The 23,556-nt window shown below is 68.4% G+C and carries 30 protein-coding genes; 7 read left to right on the top strand and 23 right to left on the bottom strand.

Annotated elements, in window-relative coordinates:
* On the bottom strand, window positions 1-543 hold a 543-nt coding region (locus J7500_RS18505), incomplete at its 3' end, for a GTP-binding protein (RefSeq protein WP_294063635.1).
* A 107-nt stretch (window positions 544-650) separates the two neighbouring features.
* Here J7500_RS18505 and J7500_RS18500 point away from each other — a divergent pair.
* Together J7500_RS18500 and J7500_RS18495 are read left to right on the top strand one after the other, a co-directional pair.
* Window positions 651-1,223 (top strand): NADPH-dependent FMN reductase, encoded by a 573-nt coding sequence (locus tag J7500_RS18500; protein ID WP_294063633.1) that lies wholly within the window; start codon window positions 651-653, stop codon window positions 1,221-1,223.
* Window positions 1,224-1,261: 38 nt separating this feature from the next.
* Window positions 1,262-2,401 (top strand): GNAT family N-acetyltransferase, encoded by a 1,140-nt coding sequence (locus J7500_RS18495; protein ID WP_294063631.1) that lies wholly within the window; start codon window positions 1,262-1,264, stop codon window positions 2,399-2,401.
* Window positions 2,402-2,829: 428 nt separating this feature from the next.
* Here the strand turns inward: J7500_RS18495 and J7500_RS18490 are convergent, their stop codons facing one another.
* The 14 genes from J7500_RS18490 to ruvA all read right to left on the bottom strand — a co-directional run bounded on the left by J7500_RS18490 (window position 2,830) and on the right by ruvA (window position 15,045).
* On the bottom strand, window positions 2,830-4,515 hold the full coding sequence (locus tag J7500_RS18490; RefSeq protein ID WP_294063629.1) for a hypothetical protein: 1,686 nt from the start codon (window positions 4,513-4,515) through the stop codon (window positions 2,830-2,832).
* A gap of 41 nt (window positions 4,516-4,556) precedes the next feature.
* Window positions 4,557-6,281, bottom strand: coding sequence for a hypothetical protein (locus tag J7500_RS18485; protein ID WP_294063626.1), 1,725 nt, complete (start codon window positions 6,279-6,281; stop codon window positions 4,557-4,559).
* A 52-nt stretch (window positions 6,282-6,333) separates the two neighbouring features.
* Window positions 6,334-6,597 (bottom strand): hypothetical protein, encoded by a 264-nt coding sequence (locus J7500_RS18480; protein ID WP_294063624.1) that lies wholly within the window; start codon window positions 6,595-6,597, stop codon window positions 6,334-6,336.
* Between the two features lie 94 nt (window positions 6,598-6,691).
* The gene (locus tag J7500_RS18475) at window positions 6,692-6,910 is read right to left on the bottom strand and encodes a toxin-antitoxin system HicB family antitoxin (RefSeq protein WP_294063623.1); all 219 of its coding nucleotides are present in this window, start codon (window positions 6,908-6,910) and stop codon (window positions 6,692-6,694) included.
* A 10-nt stretch (window positions 6,911-6,920) separates the two neighbouring features.
* A complete protein-coding gene (locus J7500_RS18470) occupies window positions 6,921-7,826 on the bottom strand; it encodes an SPFH domain-containing protein (RefSeq protein WP_294063621.1) in 906 nt (301 codons plus the stop codon).
* A 140-nt stretch (window positions 7,827-7,966) separates the two neighbouring features.
* On the bottom strand, window positions 7,967-8,479 hold the full coding sequence (gene pal, locus J7500_RS18465) for a peptidoglycan-associated lipoprotein Pal (RefSeq protein WP_294063619.1): 513 nt from the start codon (window positions 8,477-8,479) through the stop codon (window positions 7,967-7,969).
* Between the two features lie 44 nt (window positions 8,480-8,523).
* On the bottom strand, window positions 8,524-9,906 hold the full coding sequence (gene tolB / locus J7500_RS18460) for a Tol-Pal system beta propeller repeat protein TolB (protein WP_294063617.1): 1,383 nt from the start codon (window positions 9,904-9,906) through the stop codon (window positions 8,524-8,526).
* Window positions 9,907-9,908: 2 nt separating this feature from the next.
* Window positions 9,909-10,712: a TonB C-terminal domain-containing protein gene (locus tag J7500_RS18455; RefSeq protein ID WP_294063614.1), complete on the bottom strand. Its 804-nt coding sequence runs from the start codon at window positions 10,710-10,712 to the stop codon at window positions 9,909-9,911.
* A gap of 11 nt (window positions 10,713-10,723) precedes the next feature.
* Window positions 10,724-11,161: a protein TolR gene (gene tolR, locus J7500_RS18450; RefSeq protein ID WP_294063611.1), complete on the bottom strand. Its 438-nt coding sequence runs from the start codon at window positions 11,159-11,161 to the stop codon at window positions 10,724-10,726.
* A gap of 172 nt (window positions 11,162-11,333) precedes the next feature.
* Window positions 11,334-12,023 carry a protein TolQ gene (gene tolQ, locus J7500_RS18445; protein ID WP_294063608.1) on the bottom strand — a complete coding sequence of 230 codons (690 nt, stop codon included), beginning with the start codon at window positions 12,021-12,023 and terminating at the stop codon, window positions 11,334-11,336.
* Window positions 12,024-12,030: 7 nt separating this feature from the next.
* The gene (locus tag J7500_RS18440) at window positions 12,031-12,477 is read right to left on the bottom strand and encodes a YbgC/FadM family acyl-CoA thioesterase (RefSeq protein WP_294063605.1); all 447 of its coding nucleotides are present in this window, start codon (window positions 12,475-12,477) and stop codon (window positions 12,031-12,033) included.
* Between the two features lie 45 nt (window positions 12,478-12,522).
* On the bottom strand, window positions 12,523-13,545 hold the full coding sequence (gene ruvB / locus J7500_RS18435; RefSeq protein WP_294063603.1) for a Holliday junction branch migration DNA helicase RuvB: 1,023 nt from the start codon (window positions 13,543-13,545) through the stop codon (window positions 12,523-12,525).
* Between the two features lie 69 nt (window positions 13,546-13,614).
* Entirely contained in the window at window positions 13,615-14,121 is a 507-nt protein-coding gene (locus J7500_RS18430) for an RcnB family protein (protein ID WP_294063601.1), read from the bottom strand.
* Window positions 14,122-14,448: 327 nt separating this feature from the next.
* Window positions 14,449-15,045, bottom strand: coding sequence for a Holliday junction branch migration protein RuvA (gene ruvA / locus J7500_RS18425; RefSeq protein ID WP_294063598.1), 597 nt, complete (start codon window positions 15,043-15,045; stop codon window positions 14,449-14,451).
* Window positions 15,046-15,272: 227 nt separating this feature from the next.
* On the opposite strand from ruvA, the gene J7500_RS18420 reads away from it, so the two are divergent.
* Entirely contained in the window at window positions 15,273-15,713 is a 441-nt protein-coding gene (locus J7500_RS18420; protein WP_294063596.1) for a hypothetical protein, read from the top strand.
* On the opposite strand, the gene ruvC is transcribed toward J7500_RS18420, so the two are convergent.
* The 4 genes from ruvC to J7500_RS18400 all read right to left on the bottom strand — a co-directional run bounded on the left by ruvC (window position 15,710) and on the right by J7500_RS18400 (window position 18,073).
* Window positions 15,710-16,198 (bottom strand): crossover junction endodeoxyribonuclease RuvC, encoded by a 489-nt coding sequence (ruvC, locus tag J7500_RS18415; protein WP_294063593.1) that lies wholly within the window; start codon window positions 16,196-16,198, stop codon window positions 15,710-15,712. The two genes, J7500_RS18420 and ruvC, sit on opposite strands and share 4 nt — an antisense overlap.
* Window positions 16,199-16,310: 112 nt before the next feature.
* Window positions 16,311-17,054, bottom strand: a complete 744-nt coding sequence (locus J7500_RS18410) for a YebC/PmpR family DNA-binding transcriptional regulator (RefSeq protein WP_294063591.1) — start codon at window positions 17,052-17,054, stop codon at window positions 16,311-16,313.
* A 322-nt stretch (window positions 17,055-17,376) separates the two neighbouring features.
* Window positions 17,377-17,613, bottom strand: a complete 237-nt coding sequence (locus J7500_RS18405; RefSeq protein ID WP_294063589.1) for a DUF2312 domain-containing protein — start codon at window positions 17,611-17,613, stop codon at window positions 17,377-17,379.
* Between the two features lie 88 nt (window positions 17,614-17,701).
* Window positions 17,702-18,073: a DUF1244 domain-containing protein gene (locus tag J7500_RS18400; protein ID WP_294063587.1), complete on the bottom strand. Its 372-nt coding sequence runs from the start codon at window positions 18,071-18,073 to the stop codon at window positions 17,702-17,704.
* A gap of 68 nt (window positions 18,074-18,141) precedes the next feature.
* Between J7500_RS18400 and pyk the strand changes: the two genes are divergently transcribed.
* Entirely contained in the window at window positions 18,142-19,611 is a 1,470-nt protein-coding gene (pyk, locus tag J7500_RS18395) for a pyruvate kinase (protein WP_294063585.1), read from the top strand.
* Between the two features lie 4 nt (window positions 19,612-19,615).
* Here pyk and J7500_RS18390 read toward each other — a convergent pair whose 3' ends face one another.
* From J7500_RS18390 to ykgO, 4 genes are read right to left on the bottom strand one after another with little or no spacing between them, the layout of a single operon-like run.
* On the bottom strand, window positions 19,616-20,011 hold the full coding sequence (locus tag J7500_RS18390; protein WP_294063583.1) for a PIN domain-containing protein: 396 nt from the start codon (window positions 20,009-20,011) through the stop codon (window positions 19,616-19,618).
* Window positions 20,012-20,016: 5 nt separating this feature from the next.
* Window positions 20,017-20,295: a type II toxin-antitoxin system Phd/YefM family antitoxin gene (locus tag J7500_RS18385; RefSeq protein ID WP_294063580.1), complete on the bottom strand. Its 279-nt coding sequence runs from the start codon at window positions 20,293-20,295 to the stop codon at window positions 20,017-20,019.
* Window positions 20,296-20,339: 44 nt separating this feature from the next.
* Window positions 20,340-20,954, bottom strand: a complete 615-nt coding sequence (locus J7500_RS18380; RefSeq protein WP_294063577.1) for an HAD family phosphatase — start codon at window positions 20,952-20,954, stop codon at window positions 20,340-20,342.
* Between the two features lie 3 nt (window positions 20,955-20,957).
* Complete coding sequence (gene ykgO / locus J7500_RS18375; RefSeq protein ID WP_066482602.1) at window positions 20,958-21,083, bottom strand: type B 50S ribosomal protein L36; 126 nt, start codon at window positions 21,081-21,083, stop codon at window positions 20,958-20,960.
* A 148-nt stretch (window positions 21,084-21,231) separates the two neighbouring features.
* Between ykgO and J7500_RS18370 the strand changes: the two genes are divergently transcribed.
* The 3 genes from J7500_RS18370 to J7500_RS18360 are packed head-to-tail and all read left to right on the top strand — an operon-like array spanning window position 21,232 to window position 23,413.
* Complete coding sequence (locus tag J7500_RS18370) at window positions 21,232-21,843, top strand: DUF4136 domain-containing protein (protein ID WP_294063568.1); 612 nt, start codon at window positions 21,232-21,234, stop codon at window positions 21,841-21,843.
* Window positions 21,840-22,958 (top strand): M14-type cytosolic carboxypeptidase, encoded by a 1,119-nt coding sequence (locus J7500_RS18365; protein WP_294063565.1) that lies wholly within the window; start codon window positions 21,840-21,842, stop codon window positions 22,956-22,958. Before J7500_RS18370 ends, J7500_RS18365 begins: the two co-directional genes overlap by 4 nt.
* Complete coding sequence (locus J7500_RS18360; RefSeq protein ID WP_294063562.1) at window positions 22,958-23,413, top strand: GNAT family N-acetyltransferase; 456 nt, start codon at window positions 22,958-22,960, stop codon at window positions 23,411-23,413. The genes J7500_RS18365 and J7500_RS18360 overlap by 1 nt, the downstream gene beginning before the upstream one ends.
* Window positions 23,414-23,556: the final 143 nt, after the last annotated feature.

Raw genomic sequence — 23,556 nt, 5'->3', positions numbered from 1 at the left:
CAGCGTGCCTTCGCGCGCATCGGGATCGTCCGAGGCATAGCCGTTGCGGCCCGAGGCGTAGAGCACCGGGAAGTCGAGCTGCTCGTCATTGGCCTCGAGCGTGACGAACAGGTCGAATACTTCGTCGAGCACTTCCTGCACCCGCGCGTCCGAACGGTCGATCTTGTTGACGACGACGATCGGCTTGAGGCCGAGCTTGAGCGCCTTGCCGGTGACGAACTTGGTCTGCGGCATCGCGCCTTCCGACGAATCGACCAGCAGGATCACGCCGTCGACCATCGAGAGGATGCGCTCCACTTCGCCGCCGAAGTCGGCGTGGCCGGGCGTGTCGACGATGTTGATGCGGGTGCCGTTCCAGTCGATCGAGGTCGGCTTGGCGAGGATCGTGATGCCACGCTCCTTTTCCAGATCGTTCGAATCCATCGCGCGCTCCTCGACGCGCTGGTTGTCGCGGAAGGTGCCGGACTGACGGAAGAGCTGGTCGACGAGCGTGGTCTTGCCATGGTCGACGTGCGCGATGATCGCCACGTTGCGGAGGTTCATGATCGAATTCCTGGAAAAAGTTGGCGGGCCCCTACAGGAATTTGTGCGTTGCGGGAAGCACCGTGTTTCCCGCAGAAACGTTTGAAGCCCAAAGAAGGAGCCCGCGCATGACCGATCCGCTCAAGATCCTCATCATCATGGGCAGCGTGCGCGAAGGGCGCATGGCCGAACCGGTGGGCAAATGGGTGCTGGAGCAGGCCCGCTCGCGCCCAGAGCTTGCGTGCGAGCTGATCGACCTGAAGGACTGGAACCTGCCCTTCTATGCCTTCGCCAAGCCGCCCGCGGCGGGCGGCTACACCGATCCGCTCCAGCTCCGCTGGGCCGCGAAGGTAGAAAGCGCCGACGGCTATGTGCTGATCGCGCCCGAGTACAACCATGGGGCGCCCGCGGTTCTCAAGAATGCGCTCGACTTCGTCTATGCCGAGTGGAACCGCAAGCCGATGACCTTCGTCGGCTATGGTGGCAACGGCGGCGCGCGCTCGATCGAGCAGCTCACCTGCGTGGCGCGCGAACTGCAGACCGCACCGCTCGAAGCATCGGTGCACATCATGGGCGTGTGGAGCAAGGTGAAGGACGGCGTCTTCGAGCCCGACGACAAGGATTTGCGCTGGACGGGCCATCTGTTCGACGAACTGATCTGGTGGGGCCGCGCGCTCAAGACAGCGCGGGACGCCGGCTAGCCCTCGCGCCGACGGCGATCGCATCCTATCTTCGCCCCGTGCGGTCCTCCCCCATCACGGCCCGAATCGCCGACGGCGTCGCCTCGATCCCAGCGGACGAGTGGGATGCGTGCGCGGGAAGCGGCAATCCGTTCGTGCGCCACGCCTTTCTCGACATCCTCGAGCGATCGGGCTCGGCGGGCGTGCAGACGGGATGGCAGCCGCTGCCGATCGTGATCGACGGGTCCGACGGGCGCGCGGCGGCGATCGCCCCAGCCTATGCCAAGTCGCACAGCCAGGGCGAATATGTCTTCGACCATGGCTGGGCCGATGCCTGGGAGCGGGCGGGGGGGCGGTATTACCCGAAACTGCAAGTAGCGGTACCTTTTACACCGGTGCCGGGGCCGCGGCTGCTGCTGCGCGATGCGGCGATGGCGCCAGCGCTGATCTCGGCGATCGAGGCAGTGACCGACCAGAACCGCCTCTCGTCGGCGCACGTGACCTTCCTCGCCGAGGAGCAGCTTCCCTGGTTCGAAGCGGCGGGATGGCTGACTCGGGCAGGAACGCAGTTCCACTGGCACAACCAGGGCTATGCCAGCTTCGACGATTTCCTGGGCGCGCTCGCCAGCCGCAAGCGCAAGGCGATCCGCAAGGAGCGCGCGCAGGCAGTGGAGGGGCTGACGATCCGGCACCTGACCGGCGCCGAAATCACCGAGGCGCATTGGGACGCCTTCTGGGCCTTCTACCAGGACACCGGCTCGCGCAAATGGGGCCGCCCCTATCTGACGCGCGACTTCTTCTCGCTGCTTGGCGCGGAAATGGCCGACGAAGTGCTGCTGATCCTCGCCGAGCGCGACGGAAGGCCGATCGCCGGCGCGCTCAACCTGATCGGGGCCGACGCGCTCTACGGCCGCTATTGGGGCGCAGTCGAGGAAGTGCCGTTCCTCCACTTCGAGCTCTGCTACTATCAGGCGATCGACGCGGCGATCGCGCGCGGGCTGGCGCGAGTCGAGGCGGGCGCGCAGGGCGAGCACAAGCTCGCGCGCGGCTATGCGCCCGTCACCACCTGGTCCGCCCACTATATTCCGGATCCCAGCTTCCGCCGCGCCGTCGCCGATTTCCTCGAGCGCGAGCGCCAGGCAGTGGAGCGCGAGCAGGAGTGGCTGGGCGAAATGACGCCCTTCCGGCGCGGCGATTAGGTTGTATCGACATTCATCTCCCTTTCCTTTCAGGGAGGGGAGCGCGTTACGCTATCGCGCCGCCCCGCGCATCCTGCGCGACCAAAGGTCACACCAAGGTCACACTATCGCGGCGGTTCGAGCGGGGCCGGCCATCGGCCGATCCGGTGGGGCGATGCCGGAAGTTGACACGGCGGAAGTGGACAAAGTGGACACCCCAACGCGGGCGCATGCGCGTGCGTACGTGCCTGCGCGCGTGCGTGTGCGTGTGCGTGTGCGCGCGAGACGCCGATTATATTCAGATTGAGAAAGAGCGTTCCCCTTCTGTTTCAGGCCAAATCCTATTTTGCAAGCGGCAAGATTTTGCGCCGGGGGGCCTGGGTTGTATCGACATTCGTCTCCCCTCCCCAAAAGGGAAGGGAGCGCGTTAGGCTGAATGTCGATATGCCCTAGTTGCTGTTGAGCAGGCTCGGCTGGCGGCCGTCACCCAGCATGATCTGCGCCTCGGGCTTGGGCACCGGCAGGTCGCCGGGCTCCAGCGTAGGACCGGGCTGGCTGTGATCGACACGGAACAGCGCGCTCGTGCCGTCGCGCCACACCGGTATCAGCCCCTGCTCGAAGCGCGGGTCATATTTGGGCGGGCGGATCAGCCAGACGTAATCGAAATCATCGCGCGGGAAATAAGTGAGGCTGCGCGCGATCGGGCGCCACCATTCGCGCGGGCACTGGACGTCGGTCACGATCTGCGAGGGATCATGGACGAAGCTGCGCGCGCGACGATCACGATCGGCAAGGTAGCGCACGGTGAGCAGCTGCCCGCCCGCCATCGACCATTGATCGTTGGTGTAGGCGAGCCGGCGTTCCAGCGCGAGCGCAGGCACGTGCTGGAGGCGCGTCATCTTCCATTCGTTGTAGCAGGTCTCGCCCACGAACGTGACGAGCCGCGCGCCCGGCGGCACATGGTCGAGCGCCCTGAGCTCACGATCGAAGGACTTGTCGTAGAGCCAGAAGCTGTAGGTCGTCGCGCCGATGCGGACGAGGAAGAAGGCAAGGCCCAGTGCCGCCACCGTCGTCGCCCCGCGCATCGAGAGCCCGGGCTTGGGCCGGATCGCAATGATGCCGATCGCGAGCAGGAAGGGCACCAGCCGCATGTCGGCATAGGCCGAGCCGAACACGATCCGCGGCAGCAGGATGTAGACCGCGAGCAGGAACAGGCCCGACAGCGCCAGGTTGCGCGAATATTGGATGTTCGGATCGCGCACGGCCTTGAACAGCAGCAGGAAGAGCACGCCGATGCTGGCGATGTCGAAGAGCTGCCAGCGATCGCGGAACACCTGCACGACCCAGAGCACCTTGGCGCGCCAGTTGAACCAGTCCCCGGTCTGGCCCGAGACATGGCCGCCACTGCGCCACACCAGCATCAGCAGGATCGGCGGTGCCAGCACCAGGCAGTGGAGCCCGGCATGGAAGGCCGGCACGACCCAGCCGCGTACCACGCCGCGGTACCAGGGCCGCGCCGGATCGCGGCGCAGGTCGTGCTGGCGGATGAGCTCGGCCGAGAAGGCGAGCACGCCCAGCGTTCCCCAGCCGAAGGCGTGCGTCACCCAGATCAGCATCGAGACCGGGAAGAACAGGACCAGCCTGAGCTTGATGTACCCGAGCCGCGCCAGCCGCAGCCACCAGCCGAAGGCGATCAGCGCGAGCGCCATCGAAAGCGCGAAGTTCACGAAGCCGAAGTGAAAGGGGAAGGCATAGGCGAGCGGCAGCGCGAACAGCGCCGTCGCCGGAATGCGGCCATGCACCTCGCGCGCGATCATCAGCAGGCCCGCGACGGTCATCGCGGGGATGGTGATGACGATCAGCTTGACCGCGAGCTCGAGCCCGAAGATCGGGGCCAGCGGGATGATCAGCAGATCCACCCCGAGGTTGCCCATCAGGCTCCACTGGAAATTATACCATTGCCGCAGATGCGCATACTGCTCGTAGACGAGCTGGACGCGGTAGCGCCCCATGTGCCCGGGCAGATCGACGAGCGGCGGAATGTCGGGCCACAGCAGCGGAACGATGGCGACAAGCGTGGCGAATGCCACGAACCACCGTGTCTGCCACCACTGCAACGCGTCGCCCCTGTCCATCGCCGCGCTTTAGGGGAGCAGGCAGGGGGACCGCAAGCGGGCTAGCGAGGTGCGTCCTGGGCTTCGGAAGTCGCGATCCGGTACAGGAGCGCGCCCCCGGGGACGCGGATCGGCTCGAGCCAATGCGGCGGCGTGCCCTGGCGGAGCGCCGCCAACAGGCTGTCGGGCGCGGGCGGACCGGCCTCGCTCAGGTCGCGCGGGCAGAGCAGCACATAATCGGCTCGAAGCACCTGCGCCGTGGCGCGCGCCTGCGCCGCGCCGCCGAGGAAGAAGCGATACATCGCCAGATTGCCGGCGGTGTTGCGATGATAGGGACCGGCGACGGCGCGATGGGGCGTCGCGGCGATCGCCCTCGCCCCCAAATCGATCGGCGAAAGCAGCGTGCCCGGCTTCAGGCTTGCCAATCGGGCAAGTGCCGCCGACGGATCGCATCCCGTATCGGAAGGAGCGGCGGCTTGCGGCGCGAGCGCCTGCGCGGCGATCGGGTAGAGCAAGCCGGTGGAGGCGAACCAGGCCCCCGCCAGCGGCAGAACGCCCCGTGCCCGCGCATTCGCGATGAACGCGGCAAGCGCCGGCGCCGCGAGTAGCGCGCCCGCATAGGCGCCGCGGAGTTGCGCGAGCGTCAGTGCGAGTGCGCCGAGCTGGAATGCGAGCAGCACCGCCCAACCGATGCCCCGCTCGCGTCGCCAGGCAAACAGGCTCGCGGCGATGCCGGCGAGCATCAGGCCGGCATAGCCGATCGCGTGCGCCGTCGGGGCGGCGAACAGCGGCTGCGCCTCTTCAACGTGCGACAGCCAGAACCGCGCAAGCAGCGGATCGACATGGCCGTAGGGATGGAGACAGTCGGGCGCGAGGAGCAACGCTCCGCCGGAAGCGGCCGCGCCGGCTGCGACCGCTGCCAAGAGCCGCGCGCGGCGGCTGTGCAAGCCGAAGCCGAAAACGGCGAGCGCCAGCAGCGCCACCGCGGCGAACTGCCCCGCGCGCCAGAAGTTCTCGGTGAAGCCGTCGCAGGCGGGATAGGTCCAGCCGCGGGTGCGGAGCAGCGCAGCCGCGCCGGCAAGCGAAAGCACCAGCCCCACCGCATAGCCGCAGAGGCGAGCGTGCGCGCCGTCCTCATCCCGGACCCAGAGGAGCGTCGCAGCAGCGACGGCCAGCGCCAACAGCGGCGCAGTCTCGAGGCCGATTGCGAACGAGGCCGCGGTTGCGATGCCGGCGGCAAGCCCTGCACGGGCAGTGCCGCGTCCCACGAGGCTGCGCACTACGACGAGCAGCAACAGGAGCTGGAGACTGTGATGATCGATCCGGCCCGGCATGAACAGGCTCGTCGCCGGGTAGGCGAGCGCACCCAGCGTCGCGGCAAGCGCCCCCGACGCGCCGAGTGCGCGGGCGATGGCGGCGGTGAGCAGCAACGTCCCTGCAAACAGCATCACGGGCCAGGCGACGACCGCCATTACCTCGGCACCATGCCGCCCGAGCAAGGGCGTCATTCCGGTGATCAAGGCGGCGGGCACCAGATCCGGGAGCCGCGACCAGTGCATCTCCAGTCCCGGCGCCGGTCCGAGCCGGTGCTGCGCGAGGTCGCCGAATGCCTGCCCAGCGATCCAGTCGCGGATCTGCTGCAGCCGCATCACATCGTCGGTGTCGGGCAGGCGCAGGGCGGAGAGATCGCTCCAGCCGCGCAGCGTCCAGGCGAGGCCGAGCAACAGCGCGAGGCCGAGCGCGGCGGCGATATCGTGGCGATGGAGGCGCGGTGCGGCGGCGGCCATGCTCGCCGCCTACGCCATCACGGTTAATTCGGCGTTGCCTGCGCCCCCGGCATCAATCCCGACCGCCCCAGCGCCACGACCATTCCCCGTCGGTTTTGGCCCAGACGAGCCAGATGAAACCACCGATCAGCGGGACCAGCAGCAGGAGCCAGATCTGGCCGCGGTGCTGGGCGGTATTGGCAAGCAGCGCCGCGAGCACGACCATCACGAGGGTCGCCCCCCAGCCCTGCCAGGTCACGGGCGTGGCGCCCCAGCCGAAGCGCTTGGGGCGGAACCAATAGCCGGGGCGGATCGGCGGCCGGGGTGCGCCGCTCACCACAGCGCCATCGCCACGCCTGCGGCCAGCAGCAGCGCCGCCGACGCGAAGAGCCAGGGACGCCGCCGCCGACCGGTGTGCAATGCCATCATGATCATGCCTCGTCTCCTTCCGCCTTCTTCGCCGGGCGGCCACGCTTGGCCCGCACCGGCTCCGCAAGCCTGACCCCGCGCCGGCTCAGCGCCTCGCGCAGCAGGCACTCGACCTGGGCGTTGACGCTTCGCAGGTCGCCCGCCGCCGAGCGCTCGATCGCCGCATAGAGCGCGGGATCGAGGCGCAGGGGGAATGCCTTTTTCTGCGAGGGTTGCGACACGCCGACTGCCTTACTGGTAGAGCGAGCCTGTGTTGACCACCGGCTGGGTGTCGCGCTCGCCGCACAGCACCACCATCAGGTTCGACACCATCGCGGCGCGGCGCTCGTCGTCGAGCTCCACCACATGCTTGTCCGAGAGCTGGGTGAGCGCCATCTCGACCATGCCGACCGCGCCTTCGACCAGCGTCTGGCGCGCCGCGACCACCGCCTGCGCCTGCTGGCGGCGCAGCATCGCGCCGGCGATCTCCTGCGCATAGGCAAGGTGCGTGAAACCGCATTCGTCGACGGTGATGCCGGCGACGGTCAGCCGCGCAATCAGCTCCTGGCGCAGTTCCACGCCGACCTGGTCGTGGTTGCCGCGCAGCGTGACTTCCTGATGCTCGAAATCGTCATAGGGGTAGCGCGAGCCGATCGTCCGCACCGCGGCCTCGATCTGCGCAGTCACGAACGCGCGGTAATCGTCGACGTCGAACAGCGCCTGGGCAGTGTCGGTCACGCGCCACACCACTTGCGCCGCCATCTCGATCGGGTTGCCGCGCAGGTCGTTCACCTTGATCCGCTCGGAAATGATGTTGTTGGCGCGCACCGAGATCTTGCGCTTGAGCATCCACGGCCAGGTCCAGCGCAGCCCCGGCGTGCGATCGGTGCCGCGATAGGCGCCGAACAGCAGGATGACCGCAGCCTGGTTGGGCTGGAGCAAATAGAAGCCGACCACGACGAACACGAACAGCAGCGCCGACACGAACAGCAGCAGGACGACCAGGCCGTCGGCGACGCGATCGATCTGGCTGATCGCCAGCGCCACGCCCGCGACCGGCAACAGCAACGCGAGCAGCATGCCATAGCCGCTCAGGGTACGCGCCTCACGCTCATTGCTCTGCCGCAGGGCGGGTGCGGCGCCACGATTGTCCGTCATTCGTGCCTCCCGTTAATATGATATCACTTTTATATCGGTTTTGCGCAGGAGGCAATAGAAAACCCCCTCCCCGGCCGCGGGGAGAGGGTAGTGAGCTTGGCAAAGGGGGAGAGGGACGCGCGCCCCTCTCCCGTAACGCCTCAGCTGATGACGATGGTCACCGCGCGGCGGTTCTGGGCCCAGCTCGACTCGTCCGAGCCGAGCGCGATCGGGCGTTCCTTGCCGTAGCTGATCGTGGTGATGCGCGACGGCGAGACGCCGCGGGCGGCGAGATAGTTCTTGGCCGCATTGGCGCGACGATCGCCGAGGGCAAGGTTGTACTCGCGCGTGCCGCGCTCGTCGCAATGGCCCTCGATCGTGATCCGCGTGTTGGGATTGGCGGTCAGCCACTGCGCCTGGCTATCGAGGATCGCGCGTGCCTGCGGATCGATGTCGTACTGATCGAGCGCGAAATGGACCGTGTCGCTGGTCACTTCGCGCTTGAAGCGCTCGTTGAGCGCGTTCGAGCCATATTGATCGGCATCGCCGGTATCGGCGGCCGGGCCTGCATTCTCGGCCGGCGCCGGGGGAAGCACCTCGGGCTTCTTCTTGGCGCAACCCGCGGTCGCGACCAGCGCCCCTGCCAGCACCAGGCTGGTGGTGAGTTTGGCCATCGTCATCTCCTCTCTTTGATCAATGTATCGGGCGGAAAATGCGCCTAGGGGCGGATCGGACCCCAATGGGGATCGGATCCGTCGAGCGGCGTCGGAATCTTGCGCGCATTGGCGCCGGTGAGGTCCACCGACCAGAGGTCGGGGCGGCCCGAGCCCTGCGCCGAACGGAAGAACATCAGCACGCGACCGTTGGGTGACCAGGTGGGACCCTCGTCGCCCCAGCTGTCGGTGAGCAGCCGCTCGCCGCCGCCCGAGGGATTCATCACCCCGATGCGGAAGGCGCCGCCGCCCTGGCGGGTGAAGGCGATCATGTCGCCGCGCGGGCTCCACACCGGCGTGGCGTAGCGGCCGCCGCCGAAGCTGATGCGGCGCTGGTTCGAGCCGTCGGCGTTCATCACATAGAGCTGCTGGGTGCCGCCGCGGTCGCTCTCGAAGACGATCTTCGAGCCGTCGGGCGAATAGCTGCCGCCGGTATCGATACCGGGCGAAGTCGTCAGCCGCTCCGGCTCGCCGCCGCCCACGCCGACGCGATAGATGTCGGTGTTGGCGCCGACCGACATCGAGAAGAGGATGTAGCGCCCGTCCGGCGAGAAGCGCGGCGCGAAGTTGAGCGTCATGTTGGAGACCAGGCGGCGGTTCGATCGCGCGGCCATGTCATAGACCCAGATCGACGGACGGCGGCCCTCGTAGCTCATGTAGACGATCGCGTTCTGGCGCGGCGACAGGCGCGGCGTGATCACGATGTTCTGGCCATTGGTCAGGAAGCGATGGTTGGCGCCGTCCTGGTCCATGATCGCGATTTGCTTGCGGCGCTTGTTCTTGGGCCCCTGCTCGGCGACGTACACCACCTGGCTGTCGAAATAGGGCCCTTCGCCGGTGAGGCGAGTGTAGATCGCGTCGGCGCATTTGTGCCCGGCGCGGCGCCATTCGCCCGGCGAGACGACAAAGCCTTGGCGGACCAGCTCGGTCTGGAGCGCGACGTCGTAGAGGTAGCAGCCGACGGTGAGGCTGCCGTTGCCGTTGGCGCGGACGAAGCCCTGGACGAGCGCCTGCGCGGAGCGGCTGCTCCAGCCGGCGTAATCGGGCGCGGTCACCTGCGCGAAGGGCACCGAAGGTGCGGCGCCGGGCCCGAGCGTCTTGAACAGCCCGGTGTTGCGCAGATCGTCGTCGATCACCTGCGCGAGCTTGCGGCCGAGCTCGTCGGTGGAGCCGGCAGCGGTCGAGGCGATCTGCGCGGTGGGGAGCGCCGGGATGGCCAGGACGAGGTCCTGCGCGGCCTGGTTGGTCACGTCGACGCGGAGCACCGATTCCTGGCCGGCATCCTGCGGGGCCGCGGCGGGAGGCACCTGCTCGACCCCTTGCGCATGGGCCAGCGGAACGGCGCTCACGGAGAGCAGGAGCAGCGCCCCAAAGGTAGAAGCCTTCATCGTCACAAACCCTCGTACAATGTCGGTGCTATGGTTTTCCACGCGTCATAATATTGCGCGGGGAGCTTGAACGGCGCGGCGAGCCGCACGGCACGGATCGCGCGTTCGCGGTGGAGATCGGCCTGGACGCGATTGCTGGCGGTCACGCCGGTCTGGCTCACGCGCGGCTGGCCGACGATCGCGCCGCTGCGATCGAGCTGGACCTGAACCGTGGTGCGCAGCTTGTCCGAATCGGCGCCGCTGGGCGGGCTCCAGTGCGGCTTGATCTGGCGCAGCACCTCGGCCCGGAGCGCGGACTGGACCGCAGGCCCTGCCTTGGCGGCGGGCGGCGTGGTCGCCTTGCTCTCGCTCGGCGTGTCCTTGAGGCCGGCGATGATCCCCTCGAGCGCGCCGCTCGCGCGGACCTCGCGCTTCGGCTGGGGCTGCGCCTTGGCCGGTGCGGGGGGAGCGGGTTTGGCCGGGGGCTGCTTGGGCGCGGGGCGCGCCTCAGGGGCGGGGGCGGGCCTGAGCGGCACCGGCTGCGGCTTGACGATCGGCTGCGGCTCGGGCTGGACCACGGGCTCGGGCGGCGCGACTTCGGGCTCGATCGGCGCTTCGACTGGCGACAGCTTGGCCGCGACATCCTCGTGGTGCGGCACCGGCGCCTGGCTCTCCAGCCCCACCTGATCGGTGAGCGACACCTCGATCGGCACGCTCTCGAGCTTCTTCGGATTGGGCGTGGCGAGGAAGCCGACCGACAGCAGCCCGAACAGCACCAGATGGCCGATCGCGGCAATGCCGAGCGCGCCTGCTTCGGACCGAGTCATCGCCGCGGCCCTCACTTGCTCGCGGCGTTGGTGATGAGCGAGACGCGGTTAAGCCCGGCGCGGTTGAGCTCGCCCATCACGCGCATCACCTTGCCATAGCCGAGCCCCTGGTCGGCGCGCAGGTAGATCAGTGGCGGCTTGCCGTCGGCGCCGGTGCGGCCGGCGATCTGCTCGAGCGAACCTGCCAGCGCCTCGTCGGTGACGGGGGCGTCATCGACGAAGACCTGGCCCTTTTCGTCGATCGCGATCTGGACGGGCTTCTGTTCCTGGTCGAGCGCCTTGGCGCGGCTCTCGGGCAGGTTCACGGGCACGCCCGCGGTGAGCAAAGGCGCGGTGACCATGAAGATGATCAGCAGCACCAGCATCACGTCGACGAGCGGGGTGACGTTGATGTCCGCCATCGGCGCGCGGCGGCCGCGGCCCTTGTTGGAGGGGAGATGCATGGCCACCGTTACCGCCCCTCCCTTTCAAGGGAGGGGTTGGGGGTGGATAAGCGGCAGGGGGGCTCGATGCCCCACTGGCGCTTCGGTGCCGGGCGAAGAGTCTTTTGGGGCGCGCAGACGCGCGCACCCACCCCTTGATCCCCCCCCTTGAAAGGGAGGGGAGAAAGCTGCGCCAGCCTCACGCCTCCATCTCCAGGCGCCGGCTCAGCGTGGCGTGGAAGCCGTCGGCGAAGCGGTTGAGGCGCGCCTCGACGCGGTTGATGCGGTGCGAATAGCGATTGTAGGCGATCACCGCGGGGATGGCGGCGAACAGGCCGATCGCGGTTGCGAACAGCGCCTCGGCGATGCCGGGAGCCACCACCGCGAGCGACGAATTCTGCTCGGCGGCGATGCTGGTGAAGCTGCGCATGATGCCCCAGACGGTGCCGAACAGCCCGACGAACGGCGCGACCGCGCCGACCGTGGCGAGGAAATTGAGCCGGTCGGCGAGACGATCGATCTCCTGCGCGATGGTGGCGCCCATCGCAGTCGCGAGCCGCTCGCGCGTGCCCTCGCGGTCGATCGACTTGCCCGAGGTCGAGCGGCGCCATTCGGTGACGCCGGCCGAGAAGACGCGCGCGATCGGCTGGTCGCGCACCGCCATGCGGCGATGGAACTCGTCGATGTCGTCGGCCTCGCGATACTCGGTCTCGAACTGGTCGATCCCCTTGCGCACTCCGCCGACGCGGAAGCCGAAGCTGAGGATGATCGCCCAGGTCCAAAGGCTTGCGAGCAGCAGACCGATCATCACGCCGCGGACCACCCAGTCCGCCTGGAGGAACAGGCCAATGGGCGACAGAGTCGCAGCGTCGGTACTCATGAATTCCATGTCGAGATCAGATCCCCTTCCACAGCAACGGTTCGAACGCCGCCACCCATTCGGTCGGCTGGCGCCGCGGCCGACCGGACGGGGAGACGAACGCCGCCTCGACTTCCGCTTCGGCCACTATGGTTTCGCCGCGCATGACTCGTTGCTGAATGAGAACGGACGCGGCACGCAACGAAATCAGTCGGCTGGCAACCTTGAGCTCGTCGCCCAGCCGGGCAGGCGCGCGGTAATCGAGCCGCAGCCCGCGGATGGCATAGGCCCCCTCCCCGCCCTCGAACGCCGCGCGCTGGTCGATGCCGACCGCGAGCAGCATGTCGGAGCGGGCGCGCTCCATGAACCTGAGGTAATTGGCGTGATAGACGACTCCCGTGAGGTCGGTGTCCTCGAAATAGACGCGCAGGACGAACTGGTGCTCAGGGCCTTCGAAACGGCCGACCGCGGGTAGAGCCTCCATGCACCCGGCCTTAACCAACGCTTCGGCGCGGGGAAACCCCCGGTGTCAGTCGAACAGCCCTTCCTGCGCGGTGGGCGGCGGATTGAGCCCGAGATGCTTCCAGCCCGCGGCATTGAGGCAGCGGCCGCGCGCGGTGCGGGCGATCATCCCGATCTGGATCAGATAGGGCTCGATCACTTCCTCGATCGTGTCGCGCGGCTCGGACAGGCCGGCGGCGAGCGTCTCCACGCCCACCGGCCCGCCCTTGTAGATGTCGGCGATCATCATGAGGTAGCGCCGGTCCATATTGTCGAGGCCGAGCGCGTCGACCTCGAGCCGCGTGAGCGCGGCGTCGGCGGTCCTGGCGTCGACGGTGGCGACCCCGGCGACATTGGCGAAGTCGCGCACGCGGCGGAGCAGCCGGCCGGCGATGCGGGGCGTGCCGCGCGCGCGGCGAGCGATCTCGTGCGCGCCGTCCTGCGCGACATGGAGGTCGAGCAGATTGGCGGCGCGGGTGACGACGCGCTCGAGCTCGTCGACCGTGTAGAATTGCAGCCGCACCGGGATGCCGAAGCGATCACGCAGCGGCGTGGTCAGCAGCCCCTGGCGCGTGGTGGCACCGACCAGAGTGAAGCGCGGCAAGTCGATCCGCACCGAGCGGGCGGAGGGGCCCTCGCCGATCATCAGGTCGAGCGCGCGGTCTTCCATGGCGGGGTAGAGGACTTCCTCGACCGCGGGATTGAGGCGGTGGATCTCGTCGATGAACAGGACGTCGCCGTCCTCGAGATTGGTGAGCAGCGCGGCGAGGTCGCCCGACTTGGCGATCACCGGGCCCGAAGTGGCGCGGAAGCCCACCCCCAGCTCGCGCGCGATGATCTGCGCGAGCGTGGTCTTGCCGAGCCCGGGGGGTCCGAAGAAGAGGACGTGATCGAGCGCGTCGCCGCGCGACTTGGCGGCATCGATGAACACGCGCAGGTTCTCGCGCGCGGCCTTCTGGCCGACGAATTCGTCGAGCCGCTTGGGACGGAGCGCCGCGTCCACGTCCTCGGGACGGCGGGAAGCGGTGAGGATGCGGTCGGCGTCGGTCATGGTCAGATGTTCTCTAACCGTTCGCATGCCCCTCTGTCGAGGTGCGATGCCGGCCGCATCCCCGCGTCGTCAGAAGAAGGCGTCGTAGATCACGTCGACGATGCGCCGGTCACGCCGACGGACCAGCAGCAGATCGGGACCGTAGCGCACCCACATATGTCCCGGAGGGGGCGCGCCGAGGCCGACCAGGCCATAGTCGCTGAAGAAATAGCGGCTCGACCAGAACAGCGAGGGCAGGATCAGCCCGGCGCGCCAGCGGCGATAGCTCCAGCCGCGCGGATAGCTCCAGCCCGGACGGCGGATCGGCCGGAAGTTCGGCGGACGCCCCTGGCCCGGACGGTGCGGAGGCCGCGCGACCGGCGGGCGTGGAGGCCGCTGCGGCGGGCGTGCGGTGGGCGGGCGCGACGGCCGCTGGGGTGGCCGCGCGGCGGGCGGCCGGTTGGCGGGCGGACGCGCCTGTGGCGGCCGCTGCTGCGACGAGCCGGGGCGGTCCGGCCGCTCGGGACGCTGCATGGCCATGGCGATATCGGGTACGATGAGCATCAACGCGCTCGACAAGAGAAGAAGCCGTTTCATGCCGTTCTCCTTTTCCCCCGCGAGGCCGGTGTAGGCCTGACCGGCAGCAAAGGAAAGTCGAGGCGGCCAATAGCGTTCGCGCGCATCGTTCGCAGCCAAAGGTCACACCAGGGTCACACTATCGCGATGGTTGGCGCGATGGTTAGCGCGGGGACGCGAAACCGCATGTGGTGCAGTCCGAACGCGCATTCGTCCGGAGCGCGTCTCACCTTGTCAAAGAGCGGCGGCCAAGCGGCAGCGCATCGACCTGAGCAGGCGAAATCCTACATTGCAAGGGACCGGTCGGGCCTCGGGGAGAAGCCCCTGCCGCCGTCGTCCCAATCGAACCTAACGCGCGGCCTTCTTGAGCGCGAGCCGCACCAGCGCGTCGAGCGTGGCGCCGTCGCCGAGCTCGTCGTTGGCTGCGTTGACCGCAGTGCTCGCCTCGGCGGGCTTGAAGCCGAGGTTGAGCAGCGCGGAGACCGCGTCGGCGGCGGCGCCGCCGCTCGGGACCGGGGCCGCGCCGACGCCGCCGAGCGCGATTCCGCCGGCCTTGTCCTTGAGCTCGTTGACGATGCGCTGGGCTAGCTTGGGGCCGACGCCGTTGGCGCGCGCGATCGTCGCCGCGTCGGCGCGGGCGACCGCGGTACGCAGTTCATCCGGCGTGAGCAGCGACAGGATCGCCAGCGCGACCTTCGAGCCCACGCCCTGCACCGAAGTGAGCAGCCGGAACCAGTCGCGCTCGTCGGCGGTGGCGAAGCCCATCAGCCGGATCGAATCCTCGGCGACGAGCATCACCGTGTGCACCGTCACCGCGGAGCCGGTGCCGCCGAGCTTGTCGAGCGTCTTGGCCGAGGCGCCGACGAGATAGCCGACGCCGTTGACGTCGATCACCGCATGATCCGGCCCGCTCGCGGCGAGCAGGCCCTTCAGATGCGCGATCATCGGCGCGTTCCTTCCGCGCGGAAGTGGACAAAGTGCACACCCTCCCCCGGTTTTTCAGCCTTTTCGCGTCCGGCGTGCAGCGCGCGCGCGGAAGGGATGCCAGGGCGGACGGTCTCGGTCACATCCGGTACATAAGCAGAACAATCGCGTGTAGGAAAGCGAAAATTGCCTGCCGTCCTTGCGCGTGGCGGCACAGCGTCCATCTTGCGCCGCAAAGAGGGGGAATCATGACACTGGCGACGATATTGCTCGGGCTGTGGGCGCTGCTGCTCGCGGGCAAGGGAACGCCCGTCGGGCGCTGGCTCGAGCGCTGGATGGTGGCGAAGCCCGCTGCCGCGCTGTCGGGCATCCGCAGGAACACGGTGCTGGTGGCGGCGACGCTCGTGCTGGTGGCGCTGCTGTGCTGGTGGGTGATCGGGCACGAGGGCATGGTCATGTACGGCATGGCGCTTCCCGAGCTGGGCGCGGCGCTGGCGGCGATCGACCTGGGCGTGATCCTGGACATCGCCGTGGTGGTCGTCGGCGGCGCTGCGGCAGGCGCGTGGCAGGTGCTGCGCACGCTCGTCCGGCCCCACGCTGCGTCGCGCACGCGGCGAGCGCGGTGGACCCGGACGGCGCGCAGGCCTGCCGCGAACGACGACGACGGGCCCGCGCGAGCGGCGGCCTAGCCGATCCCGCGCCGCGCGCTTGCCATGTGGTGCGCGTGGCAGATGGCGACGGCGAGCGCGTCGGCCGCGTCGGCGCCGTCGATCTTCACGCCGGGAAGCAGGCGCGCGACCATCGCATGGACCTGCGCCTTCTCGGCCGCGCCGGTGCCGACCACGGCCTTCTTGACGATGCTCGGGGCATATTCGCCGACGTCGAGGCCCGCGCGGGCGGCGGCGCAGAGCAGGACGCCGCGCGCCTGGCCCAGCTTGAGCGTCGACTGGGCGTTGGCGTTGACGAAGACTTCCTCGCAGGCAGCGGCCTGGGGGGCATGGTCGGCGACGAGCGCGGCGACCATCGCGTCGAGATGCGCGAGGCGGCGGGGCAGCGGCGCCTGGGGGTCGGTCTTGAGGCGACCGTTGGCGAGGTGCGAGAGGCGATTGCCCTCGGCACGGATCAGGCCCCAGCCGGTGGTGCCGAGGCCGGGGTCCAGGCCGAGGATGATCAAAGCCCCCCTCCCGCTTGCGGGAGGGGACGGGGGAGGGGCTGAGCCATGCATGAGCCTCCAGAGGAGGATAGCCCCTCCCCTAACCCCTCCCGCAAGCGGGAGGGGAACGTCATCAACCCAGCTTCTCCATGACTTCGTCGGGAACTTCGTAATTGCCCCAGACCTGCTGGACGTCGTCGTCGTCGTCGAGCGCGTCGATGAGCTTGAGGAGCGTCGCCGCGTCGGATTCGTCGACCGCGACCATCGTCTGCGGGCGCCAGGCGAGCTTGGCGCCTTCGGATTCGCCGAGCACCGGAGTCAGCGCCTTGGCGACTTCGTGGAGCGAATCGATTGCGGTCCAGATCTCGTGGCCGTCCTCCGAGCTCGTCACGTCCTCGGCGCCCGCCTCGAGCGCGGCCTCGAAGACCTTCTCGGCATCGCCGGCGCTCGCCGGATAGGTGATCAGACCCATGCGATCGAAGCCGTGGCTGACCGAACCGCTGGCGCCGAGGTTGCCGCCGTTCTTCGAGACCGCGGTGCGCACGTTGGTGGCGGTGCGGTTGCGGTTGTCGGTCAGCGCCTCGATGATCAGGCTGACGCCGCCGGGGCCGAAGCCCTCGTAGCGGATTTCCTCGTAATTCTCGGCATCGCCCTTGCTCGCCTTGTCGATCGAGCGCTGGATATTGTCCTTGGGCATCGACTGCGCCTTGGCCGCGTTGATCGCGGCGCGCAGGCGCGGGTTCATGTCGGGATCGGGAAGCCCCATCTTCGCCGCGACGGTGATTTCGCGGCTGAGCTTGGAGAACATGCTCGAGCGCTTCTTATCCTGCGCGCCCTTGCGGTGCATGATGTTCTTGAACTTGGAATGGCCTGCCATTGCGCTCTCTTTGGGAAAGTCGATTGCGAGGGTCTCTAAGCCAGCGGTGGGGCTTGGGGCAATGGCGGGGTTTTGCTGTTTCACGCAAAGGCGCGAAGACGCGGAGTTGCAGACCTTGCGCGAAGCGCCGGACCCCCCCTCACCTCCGAGCCTAGCCGGACTGCCGTGAAGAAGGGTCGCTGGCGCGGCAAGCATTCTCCGCGGCTCCGCGCCTCCGCGTGAACCAAACGCCTTGCGTCTTCGCGCCCTTGCGCGAACCGAAAACGCTCGGCGGAAACGACATGCTGCCCCCGGCCGGTGCCGGGAAGCGGCATGGGACGGGTCAGATGCCGAGCGCCTGCTTGTAGGTCTCGAGCAGCATCTCTGCCTCGTCGCGGTGATGCTTCTCCATCTTCCGCAGGCGGACGATCGTGCGCATCGTCTTGACGTCGAAGCCGGTCGACTTGGCTTCGCCGTAAACGTCCTTGATGTCGTCCGCGATGCCCTTCTTCTCTTCCTCGAGACGCTCGATGCGTTCGATGAGGAGGCGCAGCTGCTCGGCGGAAATGTTATCGGACAAGTTCGTCTCCGTGGAATCGTGAAATCGGGAAAGCGGCGCGATTAGTGGACGCCGCGGCGCGGCTCAAGCCCCGTGCGGCGCTTGGCCGTCAGCGGCTGGGATCGGTGAGCGAGGGCGGGTCGCTGGCGGGGAAGCTGTCGTCGAGCGCGTCGTCGAGCTTCGCCTCGACATGGTTGCGCATCATGCTCTCCTCCATCCGCGCGAGCTGCTCGGGCGTCGCCGGAAGCTGGTGGCGCGCCTTCCACTCGTCGAAGGGCATCGCATAGACGATCTCGCGCGCCTGGTCCTTCGACAGCGACGGATCGGCCTCGACGATCCAGTCGGCGAGGCAGTTTCGGCAGAAGCCGGCCAGCCCCATCAGATCGATGTTCTGCGCATCGGTACGATGCCGCAAATGGCGGACGAGCCGACGAAAAGCCTTGGCCGCCGTTGCGTCGTCCAGCGTTTCGAGCGTGGGCACCTGCACCTCCATGGTTGATCCGCCCGCATTAGTGGTTAGAGGCGGGCGCGCACAAGGATGGGAAGAACATGACCAAGGCGATCCGCCCCCGCTCCCGCAAGGTCCGCGTGCTCGCGACCCTGGGTCCCGCGAGCAACACCCCGGAGATGATCCAGCAGCTGTTCGAAGCGGGCGCAGACGCCTTCCGCATCAACATGAGCCACGGCGACCAGGCATCCAAGGTGCCGCTGTTCGAGGCGATCCGCGGGCTGGAAAAGAAGCTGGGCCGGCCGACGACGATCCTGGCCGACCTGCAGGGGCCGAAGCTGCGCGTCGGCAAGTTCGCCGAGGGCAAGATACTGCTCGAGCGCGGCCAGACCTTCGTCCTCGACCGCGATTCGGCGCCGGGCGACGCGACGCGCGTGCAGCTTCCCCACCGCGAGATTTTCGAGGCGGCGCACGCCGACGCGCGGCTGCTGCTCGACGACGGCAAGCTGGTGCTGCGCGTCACCGAGGCAACGCCCGAGCGGCTGACCACGGTGGTCGAGGTCGGCGGGCCGCTTTCGAACAACAAGGGCCTGAACGTGCCCGACATGGTGCTGCCGATGGCCGCGCTGACCGAGAAGGACCGCAGCGACCTGGCCTTCGCCGTCGAGCAGGGCGCGGACTGGATCGCGCTGAGCTTCGTGCAGCGGCCCGAAGACCTGATGGAGGCGCGCCGGCTGATCGGCGGCAAGGCGGCTCTGCTCGCCAAGATCGAGAAGCCCTCCGCCATCGCGCGGCTCGACGAGATCATGGAGCAGTGCGACGGCGTGATGGTCGCGCGCGGCGACCTGGGCGTCGAGTTGCCGCCGCAGAGCGTGCCGCCGCTGCAGAAGCGGATCGTCGAGACCGCGCGCCGGCTGGGCCGCCCGGTGATCGTGGCGACGCAGATGCTCGAATCGATGATCGAGAGCCCCTCGCCGACCCGCGCCGAAGTCTCGGACGTGGCGACGGCGGTCTATGACGGCGCCGATTCGATCATGCTCTCGGCCGAGAGCGCCGCGGGCAAATGGCCGTGCGAATCGGTGGCGATGATGAACTCGATCGCCGATGCGGTCGAACGCGACCCCGCGCACGGCGACCGTGTCCACTTCACCGTGACGCGGCCCGACCCGACCACCGCCGACGCGCTCGCCGAGGCGGCGAAGAGCATCGCGCGGACCGTGTCGGCGACTGCGATCGTTTGCTTCACTTTGTCGGGCTCGACCGCGCGGCGAATCGCCCGCGAGCGGCCGACGGTGCCGATCATGGTGCTGACGCCCAAGCTCGAGACCGCGCGCCGCACCGGGCTGCTGTGGGGCACGCACGCGGTGCACACGCGCGACGTCGAATCGTTCGAGGAAATGGTCGCCAAGGCCAAGCGTATGGCGCTGCGCCACAAGCTGGCCGACGCGGGCGACCGCGTGGTGGTCTGCGCCGGCGTGCCGTTCAAGACGCCGGGCTCGACCAACGTGCTCCACGTGGTGACGATCGTCGGCGACGAGCTGAAGAACTACACGGGGCCGACCGAGAGCTGAGGGTTCAGGCGAAGCGATAGGCGGATGGGTGATCGCGCAGGCGCCCGTCGCGCGTCAGCAGCTTCGCGCCTAGCTGCTGGGCGTGGAGCAGCAGGAGCTCGTCGAAGGGATCGGTGTGGGCGACCGGCGGCACGAGTTCGGCGGCGATGTCCAAGCTTGCCAGCTCGACCAGCGCCAGCCCATTCTCACCGATCAGCGCCAGCGCCTTTGCGGGGCTGAGCGCGTTGTGCGGCTTTCCGCGCGTCTCAAGCGCCCGCCATTTCAGCCGTATCTCGAGCAGGGAGATGCTGGAGACGAGCAGATCGGCATCACCACTCAGCGCCACGCGCTCGCGCGGGCGGAGCAGTTCGGGCGCGTTGGTGACCCAGATGAGGAAATGCGTGTCGAGCAGCAGCCTCATTACGGCTAGAGATCGGGATTGTCGTCGAGGCCCAACACCTTGCGGCTGAACGCCGGATCATCGAACTCGGGCGGCCAGAGATCGTCGACCCCGAGCTTGTCGAGCCCCAGCTCCTTGCGCACGCGCTCCGCGCGTTCGAAATCGAAGCCTTTCCTGGGCGGGCTCGGCGGACCCAGCTCGGCGACGGGCTTGCCGTTCCTGGTGATGACGACGCGCTCGCCTTTTTGCGCCGCTTCGATCGCGGCGGCGAAATTGGCGCGGGCTTCGCGGACCGACATTTCCATTGCGCGCCTCCGATCGTGTACACCATGTACACGAATCCCGCGCGTCAGCCAAGCAGCCCCAGCCGGACCAGCTCGGCGCGGAAGTCCGCGGCATTGGTGAAGAGAACGGCGTGGATGCCGGCATCGCGTGCGCCGGCGATGTTGGCGGCGTTGTCGTCGACGAAGACCGCGTCGGGGCCGGCGAGGCCGAATCGGCGGAGCGCGAGGTCGTAGATCGCGGGATCGGGCTTCACGAGCTTCTCGTCGCCCGAGACGACGACGTCGCGGAAGCGGCCGAACAGCTCCTGGTGCTGCGCGACCCAAGGGCCCCAGAACTCGCCCGAGAAATTGGTGATGGCGAACAGCGGCACGCCGGCCGAATCGAGCTCGCGCACGATCTCCGCCATGCCCTCGACCGCGGGGCCGACCGAATCGTTGAAGCGTGGGCCCCAGGCGGCGATCAGATCTGCATGCTCGGGATGGGCCGCGATCAGCTCCGCCGAAGTCTCGGCGAAGGGACGGCCCGCGTCATGCTGGAAGTGCCATTCCCTGGTGACGACCTGCGCCAGAAACGCTTCGAGCGCCCGATCGTCTTCGATCAGGCGCTCGTAGAGGAACCGCGGATCCCAATGGAAGAGCACATTGCCGACATCGAAGATGACGGCGCTGGGCTTCTCCACGGCTTAGCCCTGGCGGGCCTTGAACCGACGGTTGGTCTTGTTGATCACGTAGATCCGGCCACGGCGGCGGATCACGCGGTTGTCGCGGTGCCGCCCCTTGAGCGACTTCAATGAATTCACGATCTTCATGACCGATTCGCTTCTCAAACTATCTGGAATGCCGGAAAAGAGGCGCCCGCCTATAAGCGTAGGCCCGGTAAGTCAAGGCGGAACGAGTCCGCGCCGGCGGGGTTGATCTGCGATGAGGCGAGCGCTCTGCGAGCCCGAGGGAGGAACGATGACGAAGACCACCAGCCTGGCGATCCTGATCGGCGCGGCCCTGCTCGCGAGCGGCTGCGCGACCACCACGCGCCACGCGCCGATCGACGTCACGCGCTATCACCTGGGCCAGCCGCTCGAGCGCACGAGCGTGACGATCGAGCCGATGCAGGGCCAGGGCACGCCGGGGCCCGAGTTCGAGCTCTATGCTGACGCCGTGGCGGGCGAGCTGGCGCGGCTGGGATTCGCGCGGACCACCGGCACGATGCCGGCAGGCTTCATCGCCGGAGTCGCCTTCTTCCGCGCGCCCGCGGGCATGTTCCGCGAGCAGCCGCCGGTCTCGATCGGGCTCGGCGGAGGCAGCTTCAGCGGCGGGCGGCGCAGCGGCGTGGGCATCGGCGGCGGCGTGAGCTTCGGCGTGGGTGGCCGGACGCGGCAGGTGGTGCGCTCCGAGCTGTGGGTGCAGCTGCGCCGGCGCAGCGACAATACGGTGATCTGGGAAGGCCGGGCCAACACCGATTCGGTGATCGGCGCGCGCGGCAGCGATCCGCGCGACGAGGCGGCGCGGCTGGCCGAGGCGTTGTTCAGGGGCTTCCCAGGCGAGTCGGGCGTGACTACCACGATCCGATGAGCATCCAGATCAACGCCGCGTTCGACGGCGGCAACATCCGCCTGGTCGGCATCGACGGCGACTGCGTCGACCTCGAGATCGTCAAGGACCATCTCTCCGACTTCTATCAATGGTTCCACTTCCGCGTGGCGGGGGCGAAGGGGCGCAGGCTCACCTTCCGCATCCTCAATGCGGCGGGCGCGGCCTATGCGTTCGGCTGGCCCGGCTACCAGGCGCGCTGGAGCAGCGACCGCGAGAACTGGCGCACCACCGAGACCGGCTATGCCGACGGCGTGCTGAGCTTCACCAGGGCGATCGACAGCGACATCGTCTGGTTCGCCTATTTCGCGCCCTATTCGATGGAGCGGCATCACGACCTGGTGACGCGAGTCGCGGGGCTGCCCGGCGTGTCGCACCGCGAGCTGGGCGTGACGCTGGACGGGCAGCCGATCGACTATCTGAGCCTGGGCGAAGGCCCCAGGCAGGTGTGGCTCTATGCCCGCCAGCATCCGGGCGAGACCATGGCCGAATGGTGGATGGAAGGCGCGCTGGAGAAGCTGACCGACGCGGGCGACGCCACGGCGCAGGCGCTGCGGGCCAAGGCGACCTTCCACATCATCCCCAACATGAACCCCGACGGGTCGCGCCGCGGGCATCTGCGCACCAATGCGGCGGGAGTGAACCTCAACCGCGAATGGCACGCCCCCACCCCCGAGCGCAGCCCGGAAGTGCTCGCCGTACGCAACCGCATGGACGAGACCGGCGTCGACTTCGCGATGGACATCCATGGCGACGAGGCGATCCCCGCCAACTTCCTGGCGGGCTATGAGGGCATCCCGAGCTGGACCGACGCGCATGGCGCCAGGTTCACCGAATACGCCCGCCGCCTCGCCGCGGCGACGCCCGAGTTCCAGCTCGCGCTGGGCTATGAGAAGTCGGGCGCGGGCCAGGCCAATCTCTCGATGTCGACCAACCAGCTCGCCGAGCGGTTCGGCGCGGTGTCGATGACGCTCGAGATGCCGTTCAAGGACCATGAGGCCAATGCGGACCGCGAGTTCGCCTGGTCGCCGGCGCGGTGCAAGGTGCTCGCGCATGCCTGTCTCGACACGCTCGCCGGCTTCATCGACGAGCTCTGATGCAGATCCGCGAGGGGGGCCTCGACACGCCGCAGGTGATCGCCCTGCTGCAGGTGCATTTCGCCGGCATGCTGGCGAACTCGCCCGAGGGCAGCTGCCATTTCCTCGACCTCTCCGCGCTGCGCGCGCCGGAAGTGACCTTCTGGAGCGCGTGGGACGGCGAGGACCTGCTCGGCTGCGGGGCGCTCAAGCAGCTCGATGCCGGGCACGGCGAGATCAAGTCGATGCGCACCGCCGCCGAGCATCTGCGGCGGGGCACCGGGGCGGCGCTGGTTGGGCATATCCTGGGCGTGGCGCGCGAGCGGGGGTACCGGCGGCTGAGCCTGGAAACCGGCTCGGGCCCGGCGTTCGAGCCGGCTCACGCGCTCTACCGCCAATTCGGCTTCACCGATTGCGGGCCGTTCGGCGACTATGAGGAAGACCCCTTCTCGCGCTTCATGACGCGGGTGATCTAACCCAAGAGCCGCGGGGCGGCTGCCCGATCAGGCGAAGCCGTGATCGAGCAGATCGTGCGCATGATTCCAGCCGGACACCGTCGCCATGTCGTCGAAGGGGACCACTGCGAGCGAAGGTGCGGCGAAGGCCGTCTGCGAGGGTG

The sequence above is a fragment of the Sphingomonas sp. genome, assembly GCF_017744835.1.
Lineage (GTDB): Bacteria > Pseudomonadota > Alphaproteobacteria > Sphingomonadales > Sphingomonadaceae > Sphingomonas.
The sequence above is the reverse complement of the archived record's forward strand: the minus strand, read 5'-3'. Positions and strand labels throughout refer to the sequence as shown.

Coding starts and splice junctions, on each gene's coding strand:
- J7500_RS18500 (WP_294063633.1), top strand. CDS start 651: ATGACCGATCCGCTCAAGATCCTCATCATCATGGGCAGCGTGCGCGAA.
- J7500_RS18490 (WP_294063629.1), bottom strand. CDS start 4,515: ATGGACAGGGGCGACGCGTTGCAGTGGTGGCAGACACGGTGGTTCGTG.
- J7500_RS18485 (WP_294063626.1), bottom strand. CDS start 6,281: ATGGCCGCCGCCGCACCGCGCCTCCATCGCCACGATATCGCCGCCGCG.
- J7500_RS18470 (WP_294063621.1), bottom strand. CDS start 7,826: ATGACGGACAATCGTGGCGCCGCACCCGCCCTGCGGCAGAGCAATGAG.
- pal (WP_294063619.1), bottom strand. CDS start 8,479: ATGGCCAAACTCACCACCAGCCTGGTGCTGGCAGGGGCGCTGGTCGCG.
- tolB (WP_294063617.1), bottom strand. CDS start 9,906: ATGAAGGCTTCTACCTTTGGGGCGCTGCTCCTGCTCTCCGTGAGCGCC.
- J7500_RS18455 (WP_294063614.1), bottom strand. CDS start 10,712: ATGACTCGGTCCGAAGCAGGCGCGCTCGGCATTGCCGCGATCGGCCAT.
- tolQ (WP_294063608.1), bottom strand. CDS start 12,023: ATGGAATTCATGAGTACCGACGCTGCGACTCTGTCGCCCATTGGCCTG.
- J7500_RS18440 (WP_294063605.1), bottom strand. CDS start 12,477: ATGGAGGCTCTACCCGCGGTCGGCCGTTTCGAAGGCCCTGAGCACCAG.
- ruvB (WP_294063603.1), bottom strand. CDS start 13,545: ATGACCGACGCCGACCGCATCCTCACCGCTTCCCGCCGTCCCGAGGAC.
- J7500_RS18430 (WP_294063601.1), bottom strand. CDS start 14,121: ATGAAACGGCTTCTTCTCTTGTCGAGCGCGTTGATGCTCATCGTACCC.
- ruvA (WP_294063598.1), bottom strand. CDS start 15,045: ATGATCGCGCATCTGAAGGGCCTGCTCGCCGCGAGCGGGCCGGATCAT.
- J7500_RS18420 (WP_294063596.1), top strand. CDS start 15,273: ATGACACTGGCGACGATATTGCTCGGGCTGTGGGCGCTGCTGCTCGCG.
- J7500_RS18410 (WP_294063591.1), bottom strand. CDS start 17,054: ATGGCAGGCCATTCCAAGTTCAAGAACATCATGCACCGCAAGGGCGCG.
- pyk (WP_294063585.1), top strand. CDS start 18,142: ATGACCAAGGCGATCCGCCCCCGCTCCCGCAAGGTCCGCGTGCTCGCG.
- J7500_RS18390 (WP_294063583.1), bottom strand. CDS start 20,011: ATGAGGCTGCTGCTCGACACGCATTTCCTCATCTGGGTCACCAACGCG.
- J7500_RS18385 (WP_294063580.1), bottom strand. CDS start 20,295: ATGGAAATGTCGGTCCGCGAAGCCCGCGCCAATTTCGCCGCCGCGATC.
- ykgO (WP_066482602.1), bottom strand. CDS start 21,083: ATGAAGATCGTGAATTCATTGAAGTCGCTCAAGGGGCGGCACCGCGAC.
- J7500_RS18370 (WP_294063568.1), top strand. CDS start 21,232: ATGACGAAGACCACCAGCCTGGCGATCCTGATCGGCGCGGCCCTGCTC.
- J7500_RS18365 (WP_294063565.1), top strand. CDS start 21,840: ATGAGCATCCAGATCAACGCCGCGTTCGACGGCGGCAACATCCGCCTG.
- J7500_RS18360 (WP_294063562.1), top strand. CDS start 22,958: ATGCAGATCCGCGAGGGGGGCCTCGACACGCCGCAGGTGATCGCCCTG.